This window comes from Nitrospirota bacterium, from assembly GCA_016207885.1.
In the GTDB taxonomy this organism is placed as follows: domain Bacteria; phylum Nitrospirota; class Thermodesulfovibrionia; order UBA6902; family UBA6902; genus JACQZG01.
This window is the reverse complement of record JACQZE010000003.1, coordinates 78,946-96,592: the sequence shown is the minus strand read 5'-3', so window position 1 is coordinate 96,592 and position 17,647 is coordinate 78,946. Positions and strand designations below refer to the sequence as shown.

Here is a 17,647-nt window from a genome sequence, read left to right as displayed (position 1 = left end):
AGAGGATAACGTATTGATACAGGTTTTCCTGACAGTATTCATTCTAACGGCGTTCATATCAAACTCCTTTGCCTACGAGGTTGCGGCGCTCCGGACCGAGACAGCGGAGGAGCTTCTCATGTTCTTCGAAAAGGAGGAGCTTGTGATAGCCACAAGATATGCGACTCCCGTCAGAAAGGCGCCCGCGATAGCAACGGTCATCACAGCAAAAGAGATTAGGGACATGGGCGCAAGGGATCTTTCGGATGTTCTGAAGAGAGTCCCGGGTTTCGGGATGTCAATCAATGAGTTCGGCGCTGTCATGCTTGAGGTCAGGGGGATACGGACCACGTTGTCTGAAAAGGTCCTTGTCATGATTGACGGCCACCCTCTGAATATTCCTTTCACCGGAAGCGCTTTATATTTCATTGCCGACGACCTCCCTGTTGAAAATATAAAGCAGATCGAGATAGTAAGAGGCCCTGGTTCAGCACTGTACGGCGCAAATGCCTTTGTATCTGTCATCAATATTATTACAAGGGATGCGGACAAGATAGACGGCATCGATGCTAAAGGCTCATACGGAAGTTTCCATTCAGGGAAGATAAATCTTACCGGCGGCAGATCTTTCCAGAACAGCCTGAAGGTATCAGGCAGCATCGATTATTTCAGGACTAACGGCGAAAAGTTCATGATAGAACGAGATGCTCTGTCAGGAACTCCTTACACGGCCACTCCGGGCAATGGTTTTTTGCAAGTCGAGAAGGCCGATCTGTTTCTCAAGGCATCATATGGCGATCTGGCCTTCCGCGGCCACTATTTGACAAAGAAAAGAAAAGGCGACTATATCGGTTTCGCCTATGCCCTGACAGATGGCTCTGTTAATCCTATTGAATACTATTGGGGGGAGTTAAGTTACACCCGCGATATCACCGAACATCTTTTGACAACGATAAAGGCCTATTACAACTACTATGAACAGGATTCACATGTTGAAGTGATGCCCGAGGGATTTGCCGGGGCTTTCCCGGACGGCATGATTGGAGAACCGAAACTCAAGGACAGGAGCTTTGGCGGTGAACTTCAGTTTGACTATGCTGTTTCCGGCAGTAATCACATAACAGGCGGCGCTGTCTACGAAAAGATCCAGCAATTCGACGTTAAACAATTTGCGAATTTTGATCCCACGGTATTCCCGCCGGTTCCCGTTGACCTCGGCCCGGTACAGGAGGTGGCAAACTGGAACAAGGATGCAAAAAGAGAGATATGGGCGGTATATATCCAGGACGAATGGGAAATAACAGACAGCCTCAATCTTACAGCAGGGATACGGCATGACCATTACAGCGATTCGGGTGATACAACCAACCCCAGGGCCGGGCTTGTATGGGGCTTTTTAAAAAATGCTGATCTGAAGCTGCTATACGGCCAGGCATTCAGGGCGCCGAACTTTGTTGAGTTGTACAATCGCAATAATCCTGTGAATATAGGAAACCCCGATCTCGATCCTGAAAAGATCAAAACATATGAAGCGGGCCTTGGGATCAGGCTGGCCCCGTCATTTACTGTTGACCTGAATTATTTCTACAGCCAGATCGAAGACCTGATAGCCTGGGACACATCAACATCTCCCGCGCTCCATGTGAATGCGGGAGAAGCCCAAATTGACGGCGTCGAGCTTGTGCTGGCCGGCCGGTACTCACCCGACAATTACTGGAAACTGTCTTATACTTATCAGGATCCGAGAAACTCCATAACAAATGAAAGGCTGCCGTATGTTCCTTTACACCGCGCTTCCGGAAGCATAAATTACGGGCTGACGGAATATCTGAACGGGCATGCCGATGTATTATGGACAGGCGAAAGATCGAGAGCTTCAGGAGACACAAGAGGCCCTGCAGCTTCATATGCAACTGTTGATCTTTCATTGACCTTGAAGAACTTTTACAGAACTCTTGAGATACAGGGAACAGTTCATAATCTGTTTGACGAAGAATATGAAGACCCTGACACATCAGGTGCATCACAGTTTATTCCCGGAGATTTTCCGAGGGAAGGGATTTCAGGAATGATAACCGCAAGCTATAAATATTAATGAGAGGATAACGTATTGATACAGGTTTTATTGACGGCATTCATTCTAATGAAGATAAGATTAAAAAAACAGCTTTTCATACTGACTGTCGCAATAATATGCTTCTGTTTTGTGCCCGCTGCGTATTCCGCTGACGTGCTTATCATCGGCGATACCGGGCTGCAGCCGGTATCCGATGTAATAACCGCAATAGACGGGGTCATGGGCAATAACTCTGCTGTCAGATCAGTAAAAGATATCAATAATGACCTTAATAATATTGTCCGGAAAGAGAAAGCGAAGGTGGTGATAGCGCTCGGCAGGGACGCGATAGATATCGCCTTCACGCTTCCCGAGTCGGTTCCGGTGATCTACGGCCTGATAATCGCACCGCCGGAAACAAACAGGAGAAATATCACAGGAGTCTATATGGAAACCCCGGTGAGCGAATACGTATCATTTTTCAGCAAATACTTCCCCAATATAAAGAAGGTGGGCATTACATGCCTGCCTGAATGCGTGGAGTCTGTCAGGTCTTCCGTAGACACGTCGTGGCTGGAGATCCGCACCGCGAGAAACTCATATGAATTCATAGAAGGGATCGCCTCTTTTAAAGGGAAGGTGGATGCCATCCTCCTCCTTCCGGAAAAAGATCTCATCTCAAGCAAGGCAATTGAAGACATCTTTCTTTTCTCATTCATCAATAAAATACCCGTGATCGGGATCTCGGAAAAATACGTGAAGACAGGCTCGCTTTTTTCGCTTGTCTTTGACGAAGCCGCTATAGGCAGGCAGATAGGCCGCCTTGCCATGGATGTGCTCATGAAGGGAAGCGCGGCAGGGATGCCGCCGATGCCTCCGGACAGGTTCAAGCTTTATATAAATAAACATACGGCGGCGGCGATGAAAATAACGATCCCCGAGAAGCTGCTTGAAACAGTTGAGAGGGCCTATTAATGAGATCCTTATCGAATTTTATTCCCTGGAAAACATTTGCTGATCTGTTAAGGAACATGACCTTCAGAAATAAAATTATTCTCTCGGCCGTGCTGGGCCTTACGCTCGCGTCGTTTGTCTTCACCTTCGAGGCAGTAAGGACTGAAAACGCCATAATGAGAAGCGAAATAATAAAAAAGGCCGAGCTCGTGACAGAGCTTGCTTCTAAATTAGGCGAGCTTCCTCTTATTTCAGGCAATCCCGAGCTTATGAAAAAAGCCATGATATCTTTGAAGAATGTTTCCGAGATATCCTTTATCGCGTTCTATGACAATAATATGGCGCTGCTTGAGAAAGAAGGGGATGTTCCGCGTCACAGCCTTGAATGCGCCGGCAGCGGGAAGACGTCAATTGTTGAAGAAGATGACTATTTCGATCTTTGCGCCCCTGTCTTTACCGTCAAGGCCGTGGAGGATATCGATGTTTTTCATGAAGCCGCAGCCGGCAAAGAGATAAAAGAAAATGTGGGATGGGTAAGAATAGGCTTTTCCAAGGCCTCCATGAAGGAAGCGGCAAACAGGATCATTTTCAAGGGGCTGGCCACAGCTTTCGTCTTTACCGTAATTAACATTATCATAATAATTAAATTGTTCACCATCGCCACAAGGCCGCTTACTGCGCTTTCCAACGCTGTAAAGAGCATCAGCAAGGGCAAATATCCTGAGATACCTGTCAGCTCCGGTGATGAAATAGGCCTGCTCACATCTGAATTTAACAGGATGAGCCGGATCATAGGCGAAAGGGAGGAGATGCTTCTTGCCCGCGCGCGGCTCTCGGCGTTTGTTTCCGAGATCGGCTTTGTTCTCACAGAGAGCAACCTGCTGCAAACTACGCTTCAGCGCTGCGCTGACAACATAGTCTCTCAGCTTGACGCGTCACTTGCGCGTATATGGACTTTCAACGCAGGCAAAAATGCGCTTGAACTCCAGGCGAGCTCAGGGATATACGGCCTTGCCGACAGCCCGCATGCCTGCATGTCAGCAGGAGAGTTCGAAGCAGGCGTATTAGCCCATAATCTTCACCCGCATTGCAGCAACATGCTTGACGATCTGAATACCAAAGACAGGGAATGGGCCAGGCAAAAAGGGATCGAGTCCTTTGCCTGCTACCCGCTGATCGTTGAGGGAGGGCTGGTTGGAATAATGGAGATATTTGCGGGAAAGCACTTCTCCTACGATGTATTTAATACGCTGGATTCAGTATCTGACGAGATCGCCATCGGGATTCAGCGCAAGCAGGTTGAGGAAAAGATCGTTCAGCAGAATGAACTCATGAACAATATACTGAACTCGCTTTCTCATCCATTTTATGTCATCAACGCCGATAATTACACCATAACACTGTCTAATTCCGCTGCCGGCTTCGGCGCCGTGACCGGGGAAGCGACCTGTTACGCGCTGACGCACCGGAGCGACAGGCCGTGTGAAGATGTGGAACATCCGTGCGTGATCAAGCAGATCAGGAAGACGGGGAAGGACGTGACACTCGAGCATATTCATTATGACAATGAGGGGAACCCCAGGATCCATGAGGTTCACGGATATCCTATTTTCGACAGAAATGGCAATATCACACAGGTGATAGAGTATACCATCGACATAACCGACCGGAAGAGAGATGAAGAGAAGATCAAGGCGTCTCTTGCGGAGAAAGAGGTTCTTTTGAGGGAGATCCATCACAGGGTAAAGAACAACCTTCAGATCGTATCCAGCATGCTCCATCTTCAGTCCGGATACATCAGGGATGAACAATCGCTCGCGACCCTGCGTGAGAGCAAGAACCGCATAGACATGATGGCGCTGATCCACGAAAAACTGTATCAGTCGAAAAGCATGGCGAGAATTGATTTTCAGGAATATATTGATGAATTGGTGACAAGCCTGTGCATTACCTACGGAGTGAACACCGATACTATCAGGCCTGAGATACATGCCGAAGGCATCTCTTTTGATATTAATACAGCCATCCCCTGCGGCCTGATAATAAATGAACTGGTCTCGAACTGTTTTAAACATGCTTTCCCAAATGGAAGAACAGGAGGGATCACGGTAAGCATCTATCCTGCAGGAGAAGGCAAATTCACTCTGACGGTGAGCGATAACGGGATCGGGCTGCCGGAAGGGCTCGATTTCAAAAAAACCGATACCCTCGGCCTGAAATTGGTAAGCGCCCTGGCAGGCCAGCTGGACGGGAGTGTTGAAGTTGTCAGGGACGCGGGAACAACTTTTAAAATTACGTTCCCGGAGATTAAGTATAAGCCCAGATGATAAAATAGAAGCCTGAATTTTACATATGACAAGGAGCTGTTGCCATGACGAGCAAGAAAGTTCTCGTAGTTGAAGATGAAAGTGTTGTCGCGATGCATATCGAGGACAGCCTCAAGAAATTGGGGTATGCCGTTCCGGCGGTTGTCGCGTCAGGAGAAGAAGCTGTAAAGAAAGCTGAAGAATTCCAGCCTGACCTGATATTGATGGATATTGTATTAAAAGGCGAGATGGACGGAATAAAAGCATCTGAAATTATCCACAGCCGTTTTAATATCCCGGTCATATATTTAACCGCCTACGCGGACGACGCCATCCTGCAGCGTGCCAAGCTGACCGAACCTCTGGGTTATATACTCAAGCCTTTCAACGAGAGGGAATTACGCACGGCAATTGAGATCGCCCTGTACAAGCATGAGATGGAGACCAGGCTGAAAAAGATGGAACGCTGGCTTTCCATCACGCTGAAGAGCATCGGAGACGGGGTAATAGCGACAGATAAGGATATGCGCGTGACCTTTATGAATAAAGTGGCCGAAGAGATAACCGGGTGGAAGCATGAAGACGCGATGGGGAAAGAACTGGCTGAGATATTCAATATCAAAAACGGGAATAGCGAGGATTCACACGCCGTCGAAAGCCTTTTGTTGGAGAAGGTCTTAAAAGAAGGCATCATTCTCAACCTGATGGAAGACAGGGTGCTTATTACCAGAGACAGGAAAGAGGTGCCGATCTCCGACAGTATCGCGCCCATAAGGGAGGACGAAAACAATATCTCGGGTATCGTTGTAGCCTTTCGTGATATTACTGAACGCAAAAAACTGGAAAGCACCATTAAATACCAGGAATATCATGACATTCTTACCGGCCTGCCTAACAAGGCCCTGCTGATCGAACATCTTACCTCTGAACTGGCAGCGGCGCATGATAACAAGAAAGTGGCTTTGATGTTTTTTGATATCGACCGTTTCAAGACGATAAATGAAACGCTCGGGCATTCCATCGGCGACATGCTTCTTAAGGAAGTCGGGGTCAGGGTCAGGGAGTGTGTCCGCGGAACCGATACCATTGCGCGTATCGGCGGCGACGAATTCGGCATATTGCTGCCGGATATCAACGATGCCAGGGATGTGGCAGTCATTGCGGGGAAGATCGTGGCGGCATTCAAAAAACCATACATGATAAATGGGCGCGAACTGAATGTCTCCATCAGCCTGGGCATAAGCATTTATCCTGATGACTGCAAATATTATGAGGACCTGATGAAGAACGCCGATATCGCCATGTATCACGCGAAAGAGAGGGGCAGGAACAACTATCAATTCTACGACCCTTCAGTGAACATCCGGACACTGGAGCGGATAACGCTGGAGAACAGGATGCGCCAGGCCATCGAGCTTGGCGAACTGGTTGTGCACTATCAGCCGCTGGTGGACATCGCGATGAACCGGATAATCGGCGCGGAGGCGCTTGTACGCTGGCAGCACCCTGAATTGGGGCTGCTCCTTCCGCTGCAGTTCCTTCCGATAGCTGAAGAGACCGGGTTCATTAAACTTATTGATATCTGGGTGCTCAGCACGGTCTGCGCCCAGAGCAAGGAATGGGAGCGGTCAGGCCTGCCGCCCATATGCATCTCAGTGAACTTTTCCGCGATGCAGTTTCAGCATACAGACTTTGCAGAGATAATATCGCACGCGTTGGGCGAGAGCAGCCTTGATCCCGGAAATATCTGTGTTGAGATCACGGAAAATGTCGCGATGAGGGATATTGAACTTACAATACCGAATCTCTCCAGATTGAAAGGCCTGGGTATCAACTTCTTTATTGACGACTTCGGAACTGGATACTCATCTTTAAGCTGCCTCAAGAGATTCCCCATCCATAAACTGAAGATCGATAAATCATTTGTTCATGACATCGCACTGGATACCGACAGCAAGGCCATCATCAGCGCGATCATCGCCATGGCGCACAGCCTGAAATTGAAGGTGATAGCCGAAGGCGTGGAAACTCCGGATCAGGTTGAGTTTCTGCGTTCCATAGGCTGTGACGAAATGCAGGGGTATCTATTCAGTAAGGCTCTGCCTGCCGACGGGTTCAAACAACTCTTGATCAAACAGCAGAAAGAGGGTTAAGGGGCCAGTTTCTTTTTTATCAAGGCATTCACGATCCCCGGGTTTGCCTTGCCTTTGGTCGCCTTCATCACCTCGCCCACAAAGAATCCCATGAGCTTCATGTCTCCGGCCCTGAACCTCTCAACCTCTTTGGGGCTGTTGGCGATAATGCCGTCAACTATGGATTCTATCTCGCCTGTATCGCTTATCTGGACAAGTCCCTTATCTTTGACTATCGCCTCCGCGTCCTTCCCTGTCTTATACATCTCTTCAAATACGGCCTTGGCGATCTTTCCGCTTATCGTGCCTTTTTCAATAAGCTTGAGCATTGCGATAAGGTGTGGTGGTTTTAACGGTGATTCGTTTATCTCTCTGTTCTCTTCATTCAGCAGACGCATAAGCTCGCCCATCATCCAGTTCGATACCATTTTTGGATCTCCGCCGAGTTTAACAGCATCTTCAAACCACTCTGCTATTGATCTCTCTGATGTGAGAAGCGCGGCATCGTCCTCAGGCAGGTTGAAATCTTCAGTGAACCTTGCGCGCCTGAGTCCGGGGAGTTCTGTTATCCCTGCCTTTATCCCGCTTATCCATGATTCACTTACTTCTACCGGAACAAGGTCGGGTTCGGGGAAGTACCTGTAATCATGCGAGCCCTCTTTTGAGCGCATGGATTCGGTTATGCCCTTGTCTGAGTCCCAGAGCCTTGTCTCCTGCATGATCCTCTCACCATTCTTCGCCATCTTTATCTGGCGCTTTATCTCGTAATCTATCGCCTTCTCGATGAACCTGAATGAGTTCATGTTCTTTATCTCAGCCTTTGTTCCGAGCTCTTTCTGTCCGACAGGCCGAACAGATACATTTGCGTCGCACCTCAGAGAACCCTGATCCATATTGCCGTCGCACACCCCGATCCATCTGACAAGCTCCCTTAACTTCTTCACAAACTCTGCCGCCTCCTGCGGAGTGCGGATGTCAGGCTCGGAGACGATCTCCATCAATGGTGTGCCTGCCCTGTTGAGGTCAACGAGGCTGTGGCCTGAGGAGCCTTCATGTATATTCTTTCCGGCATCCTCCTCAAGATGTATTCTGGTCAGAGGTATCTTTCTTGATGCGCCGTTTACAGTTATCTCAACATGCCCGCCTTCACACAGCGGAAGCTCGAACTGGCTTATCTGATAGCCCTTAGGCAGGTCGGGATAAAAGTAGTTCTTTCTTGCAAACCTGCTGTAAGGGGATATGCTGCAATTTAAGGCGAGGCCTGTCTTTATCACATACTCGACAGCCTTCTTGTTCATCACAGGAAGAACGCCAGGCATGCCTGTGCAGACAGGGCATGTATTGGTATTCGGCTCATCTCCGAATGACGCAGGGCAGCCGCAGAATATCTTTGTGTTTGTTAAAAGCTGGGCATGTATCTCAAGCCCGATTACCGCTTCGTATTGCATTTGCTCCGTCACTTTCTATATCTTCCCTTCTAATGATTTCAGGACTACTGCTTTAACATTTTTTGCCAGAGCAATCGCTTCCTGTGCCCTTTCTTCAGGGATGTCATAATACAATTCACCCGGATATCTCGTCTCTACAGCATAGATTGATAAAATCTCAATATCCCCTATTTCTGATTCCAGAGATGGTGCAACTTTTTTGCACTGTAAAACCAGATCCTCTATCGAGTGCGTTTTTGGGAAGTCTATCTCATGAAATAACAGGAACCCCTTCAAGTATTTCTCAGCGCACTGTTGAGTATGGAAACATGCGGTATCATATGGCGGATCCTCCATCTTAATAATGTGTTCAGCCGTTCTGAGATCGTTCTCCGCCTTCTTGAACCAAGCTCTTACTACGTCTGATTTATTGTCTTGCATAGATAACTCTGCCTTTATGTGCAGCGGTATAAATCATGGTGCCTATAATATCTTTGAAGCTTTCAAACTCATTAGGTGTTCTCACGATTATATCTTTAGGCATTCCGAGGTCTCTTAGAGCCTTTCTTATCGGGACGGCTCTCTCATAAGGCTGCATATCGGTATCCATTACAACCATGAGGTCAATATCGCTGTCTTTAGTCGGCTTTCCATAGGCATAAGAGCCGAAGAGAATGATCTTGTCAGGATGGAAGTTGTCAATAATTCTTTTTACAGCTTCTTTTAAATAATATTCTATGTCCATGAGCGTTCTCCGTGGTTTGCCTATTTTACCTTATTTCTCCATTTGCATACATGAAAGATAATCCTTCAAAAAGGCTTTCTGAAAGAGCAGGCTTTTAAACGAATCCAGCCGTTCTCTCGAGTAATTTACCGGATGTGCAGCGGGATTGCGGTATTTGTCTTTTATATCAAAGAGCGCATTCTTTAAGTCAAATAACTTTTGCCTGCCGTTTGTATGATTGATGATAAAGCTGTGCAATTGCCATAATAAGTCTTCCTTGCCTTTGACCTTTTTTGTTTTATCAATCAGGGAACAGATACTCCCCATGGTGATGACTGTGTCCTGTGTAATTATAATGACTCTTTCAGGGCCTCGATATTTGATATGCGGTTCTTTTGAAAGGCAGCCGTCAATGATTTTCTTTTTGAATTCGTTCTCAATCGCCTTTGCGTATTCTATTGCCACAAAGCCGAATTCATCAGACGGTGAAAACTGGTTTGTCGTGTCAAGATGCCGTGCGAGCATGAGGAAGGTTCTTGTGGCTTCATCAAGGCTTTTCCATAAACGCACGCCAAGCACATCGTGGTAAAAATCCTGCGCGGTCTTGATGTTGATTTGAGATATGAATGTTTCATTTTTCTTATGGATGCTCTCGATTATCTTTTCGGTATTCTGGCTAATTAAATTCTCAATCGAGCCATGATTCTCCTTCATAACTTCAAAGAACGCCGCCTGCTTGTCATAAATCTCCCTGTGCATATACATCAGCATGTCGCACTTTGCGCTGATGCTTTTAATGCCTCGGATGATGTCTGATTTCTCTTGAATCTTTCTAAGCAGAATTTGCAGTTGTTCTCCGGTAAGGGTAAATGCACCCTTACCCTTTTTCACGATATGAGATTGAATTTCCGGAAAGTTTTCCTGAGCAACCAATTCATAAAACCCATCTATCTTATGATACGTCAGTGCATTGTGCCTATATTCAAGTGTTGTCTTCGTTGATTCAATCTCATTAAGAAACCCCTGATGAATTGATAAACCATGCTCTTGAAGCAACTTGAACTTTGAGAGAAAATTGATGCTGTCCTCGTATGAGTTCAGTTTATTTGCAACCTGAATAAATGTATCCATGTCAATGAAATCGAGCGGATTTTCAAATATAAATGCAGCATTAAAAAGAGAGTTCTTTAAGCAGTCCATGGATTCGTGGTAATAACTGATATCGTAATATTTTACCCCTGCGTGATAAAAACCTTCGGCAGCAGACAATGGATCACCATCGTTCATGTTATATAAAGAAGCAAGAACTAAATATTTCAGCGGGCAGCTTTTTAAATCACGCATGAAGAATAAAAACGCTTGAAGGGCCAGTTTATTATTAATCTTGTTGTTTTCATGCAACTTATTATAGAAGTCTTTAAGGAAAACAGAGTTGCTTTTACTTCCCAACGGCTTATACTTAATATCACCACACTCAGAAAAAAGTACATCATCAAACTCAACGCCTTTAGTTATTTCGTCTATATTAGTTTTAGGTATGGCATCAAGTATCGCATTACAGACATCTGAAAAAGGCCCGCCGAGATCGTATCTGAGATGTAGAAGTTTACACAAATCACCAAAGCTTAACTTTTTATCCTTTAATTTAGAAGACAATAGAACATATTCAACTTTTTCGAAGACATGATATATCTTAGTATTTTTTGATGCCATTGAAGAATATTTCCCTAACAATCTTCTTATATCTTTTTCTGAGAATTCTTTTTCCAAAGGGCAACTGCTAAAGACTATCAAGCTAATAATTGGAGATATGAATCCATATTTTTCAACAGTTGCTTTTAGACAGGTTATGAAATAATTCTTGAGAGGAGGGTGCGATTTCTTTGTCTTGCCAAGTAATGATTGCTCTTCTTCTTTTATATAAGAAATATCAGGAGCCAGCGTCTGCACACTGTCAAAAAACAAGTCACCAGTAAAATAAGTCTCATATATTTTGATTAGTTGTCTCTTTTGACGATATGGAAGGATCAAGTTAGAAATCAGTTTAGCCTTAGCCGGATTATGCCTCGATGGCTCATACCAACCAATATTCTCCACTATCGGAGTTATGGAGTATAGAAATTGATTTATCTGTTCAACATCCACTGTCTCAATGCAACGTAGAATAGCTTTTGCATAATCGTTGTTAGGATCAAACTTGCCTTGCTGGATTTTCAGTATAAGCAGCTTGCCCCATGTCTCAAGATCGTCAGGATTTGTTTGAAGCTTTTTGCGGAGAGCCTTCTCTTCAGAGGATTGGTTTTGTTTGAAAGGAATTATTTTGGCCATAGAAATTTAATGGTTTTCATAATATAGCAAAAAGGATAGATAGGGATTTTTTAATTGTAAAATCTCCCCTTGCCCCTCTTTATTTAAGATGGGAGTATTTATTTATATCTTTGGCCTTCTCTTATGCCACTCTGTTGACTGCTCATACGCGTATGCTATCTTCAGTACTGATTCTTCATCAAAGTGTTTGCCCATTAACTGAAGCCCGATCGGCAGGTTGTTTGAATCAAAGCCGCATGGGATGGAGATGCCGGGGCCGCCTGCGAGGTTGGCTGATATTGTGAAGATATCCGAGAGATACATCTGCAGCGGGTCTTCCATCTTCTCACCCGCCCTGAAAGCGGTAGTCGGCGTAGTCGGCGTCACTATCACATCAACTGATTCATATGCTCTGTCAAAATCTCCCTTTATCAGCGTCCTTACCTGCTGAGCCTTTTTATAGTATGCATCGTAATATCCCGATGAGAGGGCGTATGTGCCGAGGATTATCCTCCTCTTCACCTCTGAGCCGAAGCCCTCTGACCGTGTCTTTATGTATGTATCTATGAGGTCTTCGCCTTCAGCCCTGAGGCCGTACCTGACGCCGTCATACCTTGCGAGGTTGGAAGATGCTTCTGAAGTCGCGAGTATATAATATGTAGCAACAGCATAACCTGTGTGCGGAAGCGAGATCTCGACCGGCACAGCTCCAAGCGACTCAAGCTGTTTAATGGCATTTTTGATAGCGATATCCACATCTTTATCAAGTCCCGCGACTGAGAACTCTTTCGGTATCCCGATCTTCATGCCTTTGATATCCCTGCCGAGTGCTGAGGTGAAGTCAGGCACGTTAATGTTGGCAGATGTTGAATCCCTGCGGTCATGCCCGCTTATGATATTCAGCAGTATGGCGGAATCCTTCACCGTCTTTGTGATCGGCCCTATCTGGTCAAGCGATGACGCAAATGCAATAAGTCCGTAACGCGAGACCCTTCCATATGTCGGCTTCAGCCCGACAACACCGCAGAGCGATGCGGGCTGCCTTATGGAACCGCCGGTATCTGAGCCGAGGGATGCAAGGCATTCGCCTGCCGCAACCGCTGCCGCAGAGCCGCCGCTGGAACCGCCGGGTATCCTTGCCGTATCCCACGGATTTCTTGTATGGCCGAAGGCTGAGTTTTCAGTTGACGAGCCCATGGCAAACTCATCAAGGTTTGTCTTGCCGAGTAGCACGTAACCTTCATCCTTGAGTTTCTGCGTGGCTGTGCTTTCATACGGCGGGATGAAGTTGTGAAGTATCTTTGACGAGCATGTGGTTCTGACGCCCTCGGTGCACATGTTGTCCTTGATGGACAAAGGTATGCCTGTCAAGGCGTGTTTATCGCCTTTTTTGATAAGCTCCAAAGCCTGTGCTGCCTGTTCTATTGCGGCATCTTTTGTGACAGTGACATACGCCCTTGTCTCTCCGTCAACCTCATCTATGCGCTTCAGCAGCGCCTCTGCGAGCTCGACCGGGCTCAGGCCGCCTTTGTGAATGGCATCGCGCGCTTCTTCTATTGTAAGGCTGTGAAGTTCCAAGTTGTCCCCATAGTTAAAAGTTAAAAACTGCCTGTTATTTTACTACTTCCCCGCTTTATAAAGAAAGTTTTCTATTGCCAAAAAAGTCAATAATCACTATCATGTATAAATATCCACCAAGCATCCAGGGAGCTGTCCCGTATGAAAGACGACAACGGTACAAAAAAAGAGCCGGCAAAAGAGGGCCATGAGCTATACAGAAACCTCTTTCACTGTGCAAACGACGGCATCTTCATACATGACCTTGAGGGCAATGTTTTAGATGTTAACCTGAAGGCGGCTGGCCAGCTCGGATACTCAAGGCAGGATATCCTGTCCCTTAACATTTCAAGCCTTCATCCCGCGGAGTCGCTTCATCTTTTAAAGTCCGCGTTAAAGACGATCTATCGTGACGGTTCCGCAACACTTGTCATAGACTTTATAAAGAAAGACGGCGGATTATTTCCGGCAGAGGTCTCTTCAGGCCTGTTAAATGTTGACGGCAATATCCTGATCCACGGCGTTATCCGTGACATATCAGCGAGAAGAGAGGTTGAAGACAGGCTGAGGAACAGCGAGATGATGTTCAGGGCATTTTTTGACAGGTCTACCACAGGCATAATCATTTATCCGATCGTGAAGGACCCTCTTAATGAACAACTGAGGTTCGCGGACTTCAACACCGCATTCCACGACTTCTTCGGCTATACAAGGGCTGAGATAGAAGGGAAGTCTGTTGAAGATATCTCCCACCCTGATGACATGATCGATAATGCCGGGCTTATGAATGACCTGCTTTGCGGCAGGCGCAGCAGCTATCAGATGGAGAAGCGGTACTTTAAGAAGGGCGGGGAGATCATATGGGGACTTGTCAACGTAACAACTTTGAGGGATCCTTACGGCAATAACTCACATGTGATGACCACCCTTATGGACATCACCCAGCGCAAGAAGGTCAAAGATGCGCTGATAGCGGAGCGCAACTTTTCAAAATCAATAATAAACAGCCTGCCGGATATATTCTACTGCTTTGACGCCGCGGGAAAATTCCTCCTGTGGAATGAGAACTATGAGAAGGTCTCAGGTTATTCATCCGATGAGATATCAAAGATGAATGCCTTTGACTTCTTCACCGGCAAGGAGAAGAAGCTGATATACGAAAAGGTCAGAGAGGTCTTTGAGAAGGGCAGGTCAACTGTTGAGGCAAACCTCGTTTTAAAGAATGAGAAGAGGATTCCGTATTATTTCACAGGCCTGCGAACCGAGATAGAGGGGAAGACATATCTTCTCGGCACAGGCATGGATATATCGAACCGTAAGAGGATGGAGGAGGAGCTTAGAGGGCTGTCGTTGTCGGATGAGCTTACAGGCCTGTACAACAGGCGCGGGTTCATGACACTTGCGGAACAGGAGCTCAGGATCGCCCACCGCATGAAGAGGGGCGTGATACTTCTATACGCCGACCTCGATGACCTCAAGGTGATAAATGACGGATTCGGCCATATTGAGGGCGATAATATGCTGAAGGACACGGCACGCTTCCTTCAGGAGCTATTCCGCGAGTCTGACATAATCGCCCGCATAGGCGGAGATGAGTTTGTCATCTTCTCCATTCAGACGACCGATACCAGCGTAGATACAATACGAAGCCGTTTTGAGGAGTGCCTCAAGGATTTCAATGAAAAGAGAAACCAGCCGTATATGCTTTCAATAAGCATCGGGATCGTACATTACAAAGAAGACTGCCCGGATACGATAGAGGCTCTGCTTACCCAGGCTGATAAGCTGATGTACGAGCATAAACGTGACAAGCACAAGAGAAAAGGCGGGCAATAATTCCCCTTACTTCACTTCCTGCAGCTTCAACAGCTTCACCGCTGTTATCAAACCGATATCTTTTTTCAATCTCTCATTGACATCAAGTTTAAGCAGCGCCTCAACCGTCTTGTCATCCTGATCAACTACAAAGTCGGGAAGCAGCCCCTTGCCCTGCCAGGGCTGGCCTTTGGGCGTGTACATGACGCCGGTAATGAACTTGACCCTGTAGTCATTCTTTATGGTGAAGGTCTTTTCGAACACGCCTTTGCCGTAAGTTTTTGTGCCGATTATCATCGCCTTCTGATGGTCCCTGAGCGAGCCGGCAAGTATCTCAGATGACGACGCCGTATTCCCGTTCACCAGAACCGCCATATCAAAATTTAAAGGCTCTTTGTTAGTAGACACATAGTTCTGGTTCTTCTTATCCCTGGTGAACGTCCTCAGCAGAATACCTTTTTCAGGCAGAAATATCTCCACTATCTTAAGCGGCTCCATGAATACGCCGCCCGGATCATTCCTCAGGTCTATCACCAGCCTCTTGAACTTTTCATTATCCAGTCTGACGAGTTCATCTTTGAGCTTCTCATACATGCCTTCTGTGAACCTCTTGATCTCTATAAGCGCTATCCCGTCTGAAAGTTTTGTAACTATCAGATTCTCTGTCTCAAACTTTCTCCGCTTGATGGTGACATCGAATATCTCAGTCCCCCTGTTCACCTTCAGCGTGACCTCAGTGCCCTCGTCGCCGTCAAGGAGTTTGCTTATCTCGCTCACAGGCTTGCCCTTGATAAGCTCGGAGCCGACCTTGAGTATCCTGTCATACTGCATCAGGATATTCTCTGCCGGCGAACCCGGCAGTATCTCATTGACGGTCAGGCTGCCGTCGCCTGCATTGAATGAGGTCTTTATTCCTATAGAGACCTGCTCGCCCTTGAGGCCGTCAAGGATCTTTGCATACTCTTCAGGCGTCCATATCTTTGCGAGCTCCTTGTTCTCAGGCGGAGAGATGCGGCGCAGCATTCCCTCAATCGCCGCCCAGTAGAGAGCGTCCTCGCTTATCTCGTCGCTGTAATAGTTTTCAAGGATAAGCTTCTTCACCTCTTCGAAAGTATCTTTTGAATCAGGAAATTTGTGCTCAAGCGCGACAGGGAACAATGGTTCCAGCTTCGTATTGTCCTCGGCATAAGCCGATGAAGCAGCGAATATAAGAATGAATGTTAGAAGTGTATTAATTATTTTTTTCATAATAAGGTTCCTTCCTTTATATATGTGTGACATGAGAGGATGTGGATATTATACACAAAGGCATCCTCCGGCAGCATATATTTTTTTCTTGTAATATTTTTACCGAACGAATACAATTGTTTAAATCCATAAGGAGGTTATGAGTATGCTGAGATACTATTACATGTTTTTAGGTTTATTTGTAATGATGCTTATAGGATGTGCTTCAACAGCTCCGTTGCCGGCCACTCTGAATATTGTTCCGCCATCGCCGGATGTTCCGAAAGAGATCGCAGCTTTCTCGGGAGTGTGGGAAGGTTCATTGCGAAATGGTATTGACACCATCTTAGTTGTAGAAAAAATTGATAACAAAAAAGCTGAAATTATTATCAGCTATGGAGCCTTCGGCGGTTACGCACCTAGTTATTACTATTATACTGCCGATGTTACATCCATTCCTTCGATAGAATTTACTGAACCTGATGGTGATAAATATATCTTCACATTAGATAAAAGCCTGACTAAAATGAATAGGATTTTTTTTGAGGAAGAGACAAAAGCGCCTCATCGAGCATATTTATCCCGCAAAACAAAATAATATTAAACACAGGGAGGATTTATGTTTAATGATATTAAAAAAAACATATTTCTTATTCTTATATCATTTGTCATGTTCTCTTTAATTGGATGCGTAACTACTCCTCCTCCACTTCCGGAGGATTTAAAATTAATTCCTCCGTCTTCTGATGTCCTCCCTGAGATAGCAGCATTTGCCGGAGTCTGGGAAGGCAAATGGAGTATGAATCAAGACACTGTTATTGTTATTGAAAAGATTGATAATCAAAAAGCTTATATCATTTGGAGTAAAGGGGAAAATGGTAGAGATGTAGGTTTTAAGCAGGAAAATGCTTATGCACGTTTCATAGCATCAGTTTTACCCGGTCCGATACTTGAGTGGCGTGATGATGAAAAACAACCCAAGGATCCGGAAGCATCTTATCAGTGTCCTTGCAAGTTAACTATCTCCATGTCAAAAGATAAAGATATGCTGACAGCATTTTTTGAATATACAGATACCAATATGAAACTTAGAGCTGATTTAATGAGAAGAAAGTAGGAACAGATAGCAAGGTGTTGACACTATACTTAAAAATGTAGATTAC

General features: G+C 46.0%; 13 protein-coding genes. 7 read left to right on the top strand and 6 right to left on the bottom strand.

Annotation, left to right across the window (positions count from 1 at the left end; genetic code table 11):
• Window positions 1-13 precede the first annotated feature (13 nt).
• The 4 genes from HY807_00505 to HY807_00490 are packed head-to-tail and all read left to right on the top strand — an operon-like array spanning window position 14 to window position 7,448.
• Window positions 14-2,074, top strand: coding sequence for a TonB-dependent receptor (locus HY807_00505; protein ID MBI4824890.1), 2,061 nt, complete (start codon window positions 14-16; stop codon window positions 2,072-2,074).
• A gap of 15 nt (window positions 2,075-2,089) precedes the next feature.
• Window positions 2,090-3,010 (top strand): hypothetical protein, encoded by a 921-nt coding sequence (locus HY807_00500; GenBank protein MBI4824889.1) that lies wholly within the window; start codon window positions 2,090-2,092, stop codon window positions 3,008-3,010.
• Between the two features lie 56 nt (window positions 3,011-3,066).
• The gene (locus HY807_00495; protein ID MBI4824888.1) at window positions 3,067-5,316 is read left to right on the top strand and encodes a GAF domain-containing protein; all 2,250 of its coding nucleotides are present in this window, start codon (window positions 3,067-3,069) and stop codon (window positions 5,314-5,316) included.
• A gap of 44 nt (window positions 5,317-5,360) precedes the next feature.
• On the top strand, window positions 5,361-7,448 hold the full coding sequence (locus tag HY807_00490; GenBank protein ID MBI4824887.1) for an EAL domain-containing protein: 2,088 nt from the start codon (window positions 5,361-5,363) through the stop codon (window positions 7,446-7,448).
• Here HY807_00490 and gatB read toward each other — a convergent pair.
• The 5 genes from gatB to gatA all read right to left on the bottom strand — a co-directional run bounded on the left by gatB (window position 7,445) and on the right by gatA (window position 13,463).
• Window positions 7,445-8,875 carry an Asp-tRNA(Asn)/Glu-tRNA(Gln) amidotransferase subunit GatB gene (gene gatB / locus HY807_00485; protein MBI4824886.1) on the bottom strand — a complete coding sequence of 477 codons (1,431 nt, stop codon included), beginning with the start codon at window positions 8,873-8,875 and terminating at the stop codon, window positions 7,445-7,447. The two genes, HY807_00490 and gatB, sit on opposite strands and share 4 nt — an antisense overlap.
• Window positions 8,876-8,890: 15 nt before the next feature.
• On the bottom strand, window positions 8,891-9,295 hold the full coding sequence (locus HY807_00480) for a HEPN domain-containing protein (protein MBI4824885.1): 405 nt from the start codon (window positions 9,293-9,295) through the stop codon (window positions 8,891-8,893).
• Entirely contained in the window at window positions 9,282-9,599 is a 318-nt protein-coding gene (locus tag HY807_00475) for a nucleotidyltransferase domain-containing protein (GenBank protein ID MBI4824884.1), read from the bottom strand. The genes HY807_00480 and HY807_00475 overlap by 14 nt, the downstream gene beginning before the upstream one ends.
• A 30-nt stretch (window positions 9,600-9,629) precedes the next feature.
• Window positions 9,630-11,723 carry a hypothetical protein gene (locus HY807_00470; GenBank protein MBI4824883.1) on the bottom strand — a complete coding sequence of 698 codons (2,094 nt, stop codon included), beginning with the start codon at window positions 11,721-11,723 and terminating at the stop codon, window positions 9,630-9,632.
• Window positions 11,724-12,008: 285 nt separating this feature from the next.
• Window positions 12,009-13,463 carry an Asp-tRNA(Asn)/Glu-tRNA(Gln) amidotransferase subunit GatA gene (gene gatA / locus HY807_00465; GenBank protein ID MBI4824882.1) on the bottom strand — a complete coding sequence of 485 codons (1,455 nt, stop codon included), beginning with the start codon at window positions 13,461-13,463 and terminating at the stop codon, window positions 12,009-12,011.
• A 141-nt stretch (window positions 13,464-13,604) separates the two neighbouring features.
• Between gatA and HY807_00460 the strand changes: the two genes are divergently transcribed.
• Complete coding sequence (locus HY807_00460; GenBank protein ID MBI4824881.1) at window positions 13,605-15,278, top strand: PAS domain S-box protein; 1,674 nt, start codon at window positions 13,605-13,607, stop codon at window positions 15,276-15,278.
• 6 nt (window positions 15,279-15,284) lie between these two features.
• Here HY807_00460 and HY807_00455 read toward each other — a convergent pair whose 3' ends face one another.
• A complete protein-coding gene (locus tag HY807_00455; GenBank protein ID MBI4824880.1) occupies window positions 15,285-16,505 on the bottom strand; it encodes a PDZ domain-containing protein in 1,221 nt (406 codons plus the stop codon).
• A gap of 145 nt (window positions 16,506-16,650) precedes the next feature.
• Between HY807_00455 and HY807_00450 the strand changes: the two genes are divergently transcribed.
• Both HY807_00450 and HY807_00445 read left to right on the top strand, forming a co-directional pair.
• Entirely contained in the window at window positions 16,651-17,082 is a 432-nt protein-coding gene (locus tag HY807_00450) for a hypothetical protein (protein MBI4824879.1), read from the top strand.
• A 21-nt stretch (window positions 17,083-17,103) separates the two neighbouring features.
• The gene (locus HY807_00445) at window positions 17,104-17,601 is read left to right on the top strand and encodes a hypothetical protein (GenBank protein ID MBI4824878.1); all 498 of its coding nucleotides are present in this window, start codon (window positions 17,104-17,106) and stop codon (window positions 17,599-17,601) included.
• Window positions 17,602-17,647: the final 46 nt, after the last annotated feature.

Excerpts from the sequence above, each read along its gene's own strand:
- HY807_00450 (MBI4824879.1), top strand. The coding sequence starts at position 16,651 with ATGCTGAGATACTATTACATGTTTTTAGGTTTATTTGTAATGATGCTT.
- HY807_00495 (MBI4824888.1), top strand. The coding sequence starts at position 3,067 with ATGACCTTCAGAAATAAAATTATTCTCTCGGCCGTGCTGGGCCTTACG.
- HY807_00480 (MBI4824885.1), bottom strand. The coding sequence starts at position 9,295 with ATGCAAGACAATAAATCAGACGTAGTAAGAGCTTGGTTCAAGAAGGCG.
- gatB (MBI4824886.1), bottom strand. The coding sequence starts at position 8,875 with ATGCAATACGAAGCGGTAATCGGGCTTGAGATACATGCCCAGCTTTTA.
- HY807_00475 (MBI4824884.1), bottom strand. The coding sequence starts at position 9,599 with ATGGACATAGAATATTATTTAAAAGAAGCTGTAAAAAGAATTATTGAC.
- HY807_00460 (MBI4824881.1), top strand. The coding sequence starts at position 13,605 with ATGAAAGACGACAACGGTACAAAAAAAGAGCCGGCAAAAGAGGGCCAT.
- HY807_00455 (MBI4824880.1), bottom strand. The coding sequence starts at position 16,505 with ATGAAAAAAATAATTAATACACTTCTAACATTCATTCTTATATTCGCT.
- HY807_00490 (MBI4824887.1), top strand. The coding sequence starts at position 5,361 with ATGACGAGCAAGAAAGTTCTCGTAGTTGAAGATGAAAGTGTTGTCGCG.
- HY807_00445 (MBI4824878.1), top strand. The coding sequence starts at position 17,104 with ATGTTTAATGATATTAAAAAAAACATATTTCTTATTCTTATATCATTT.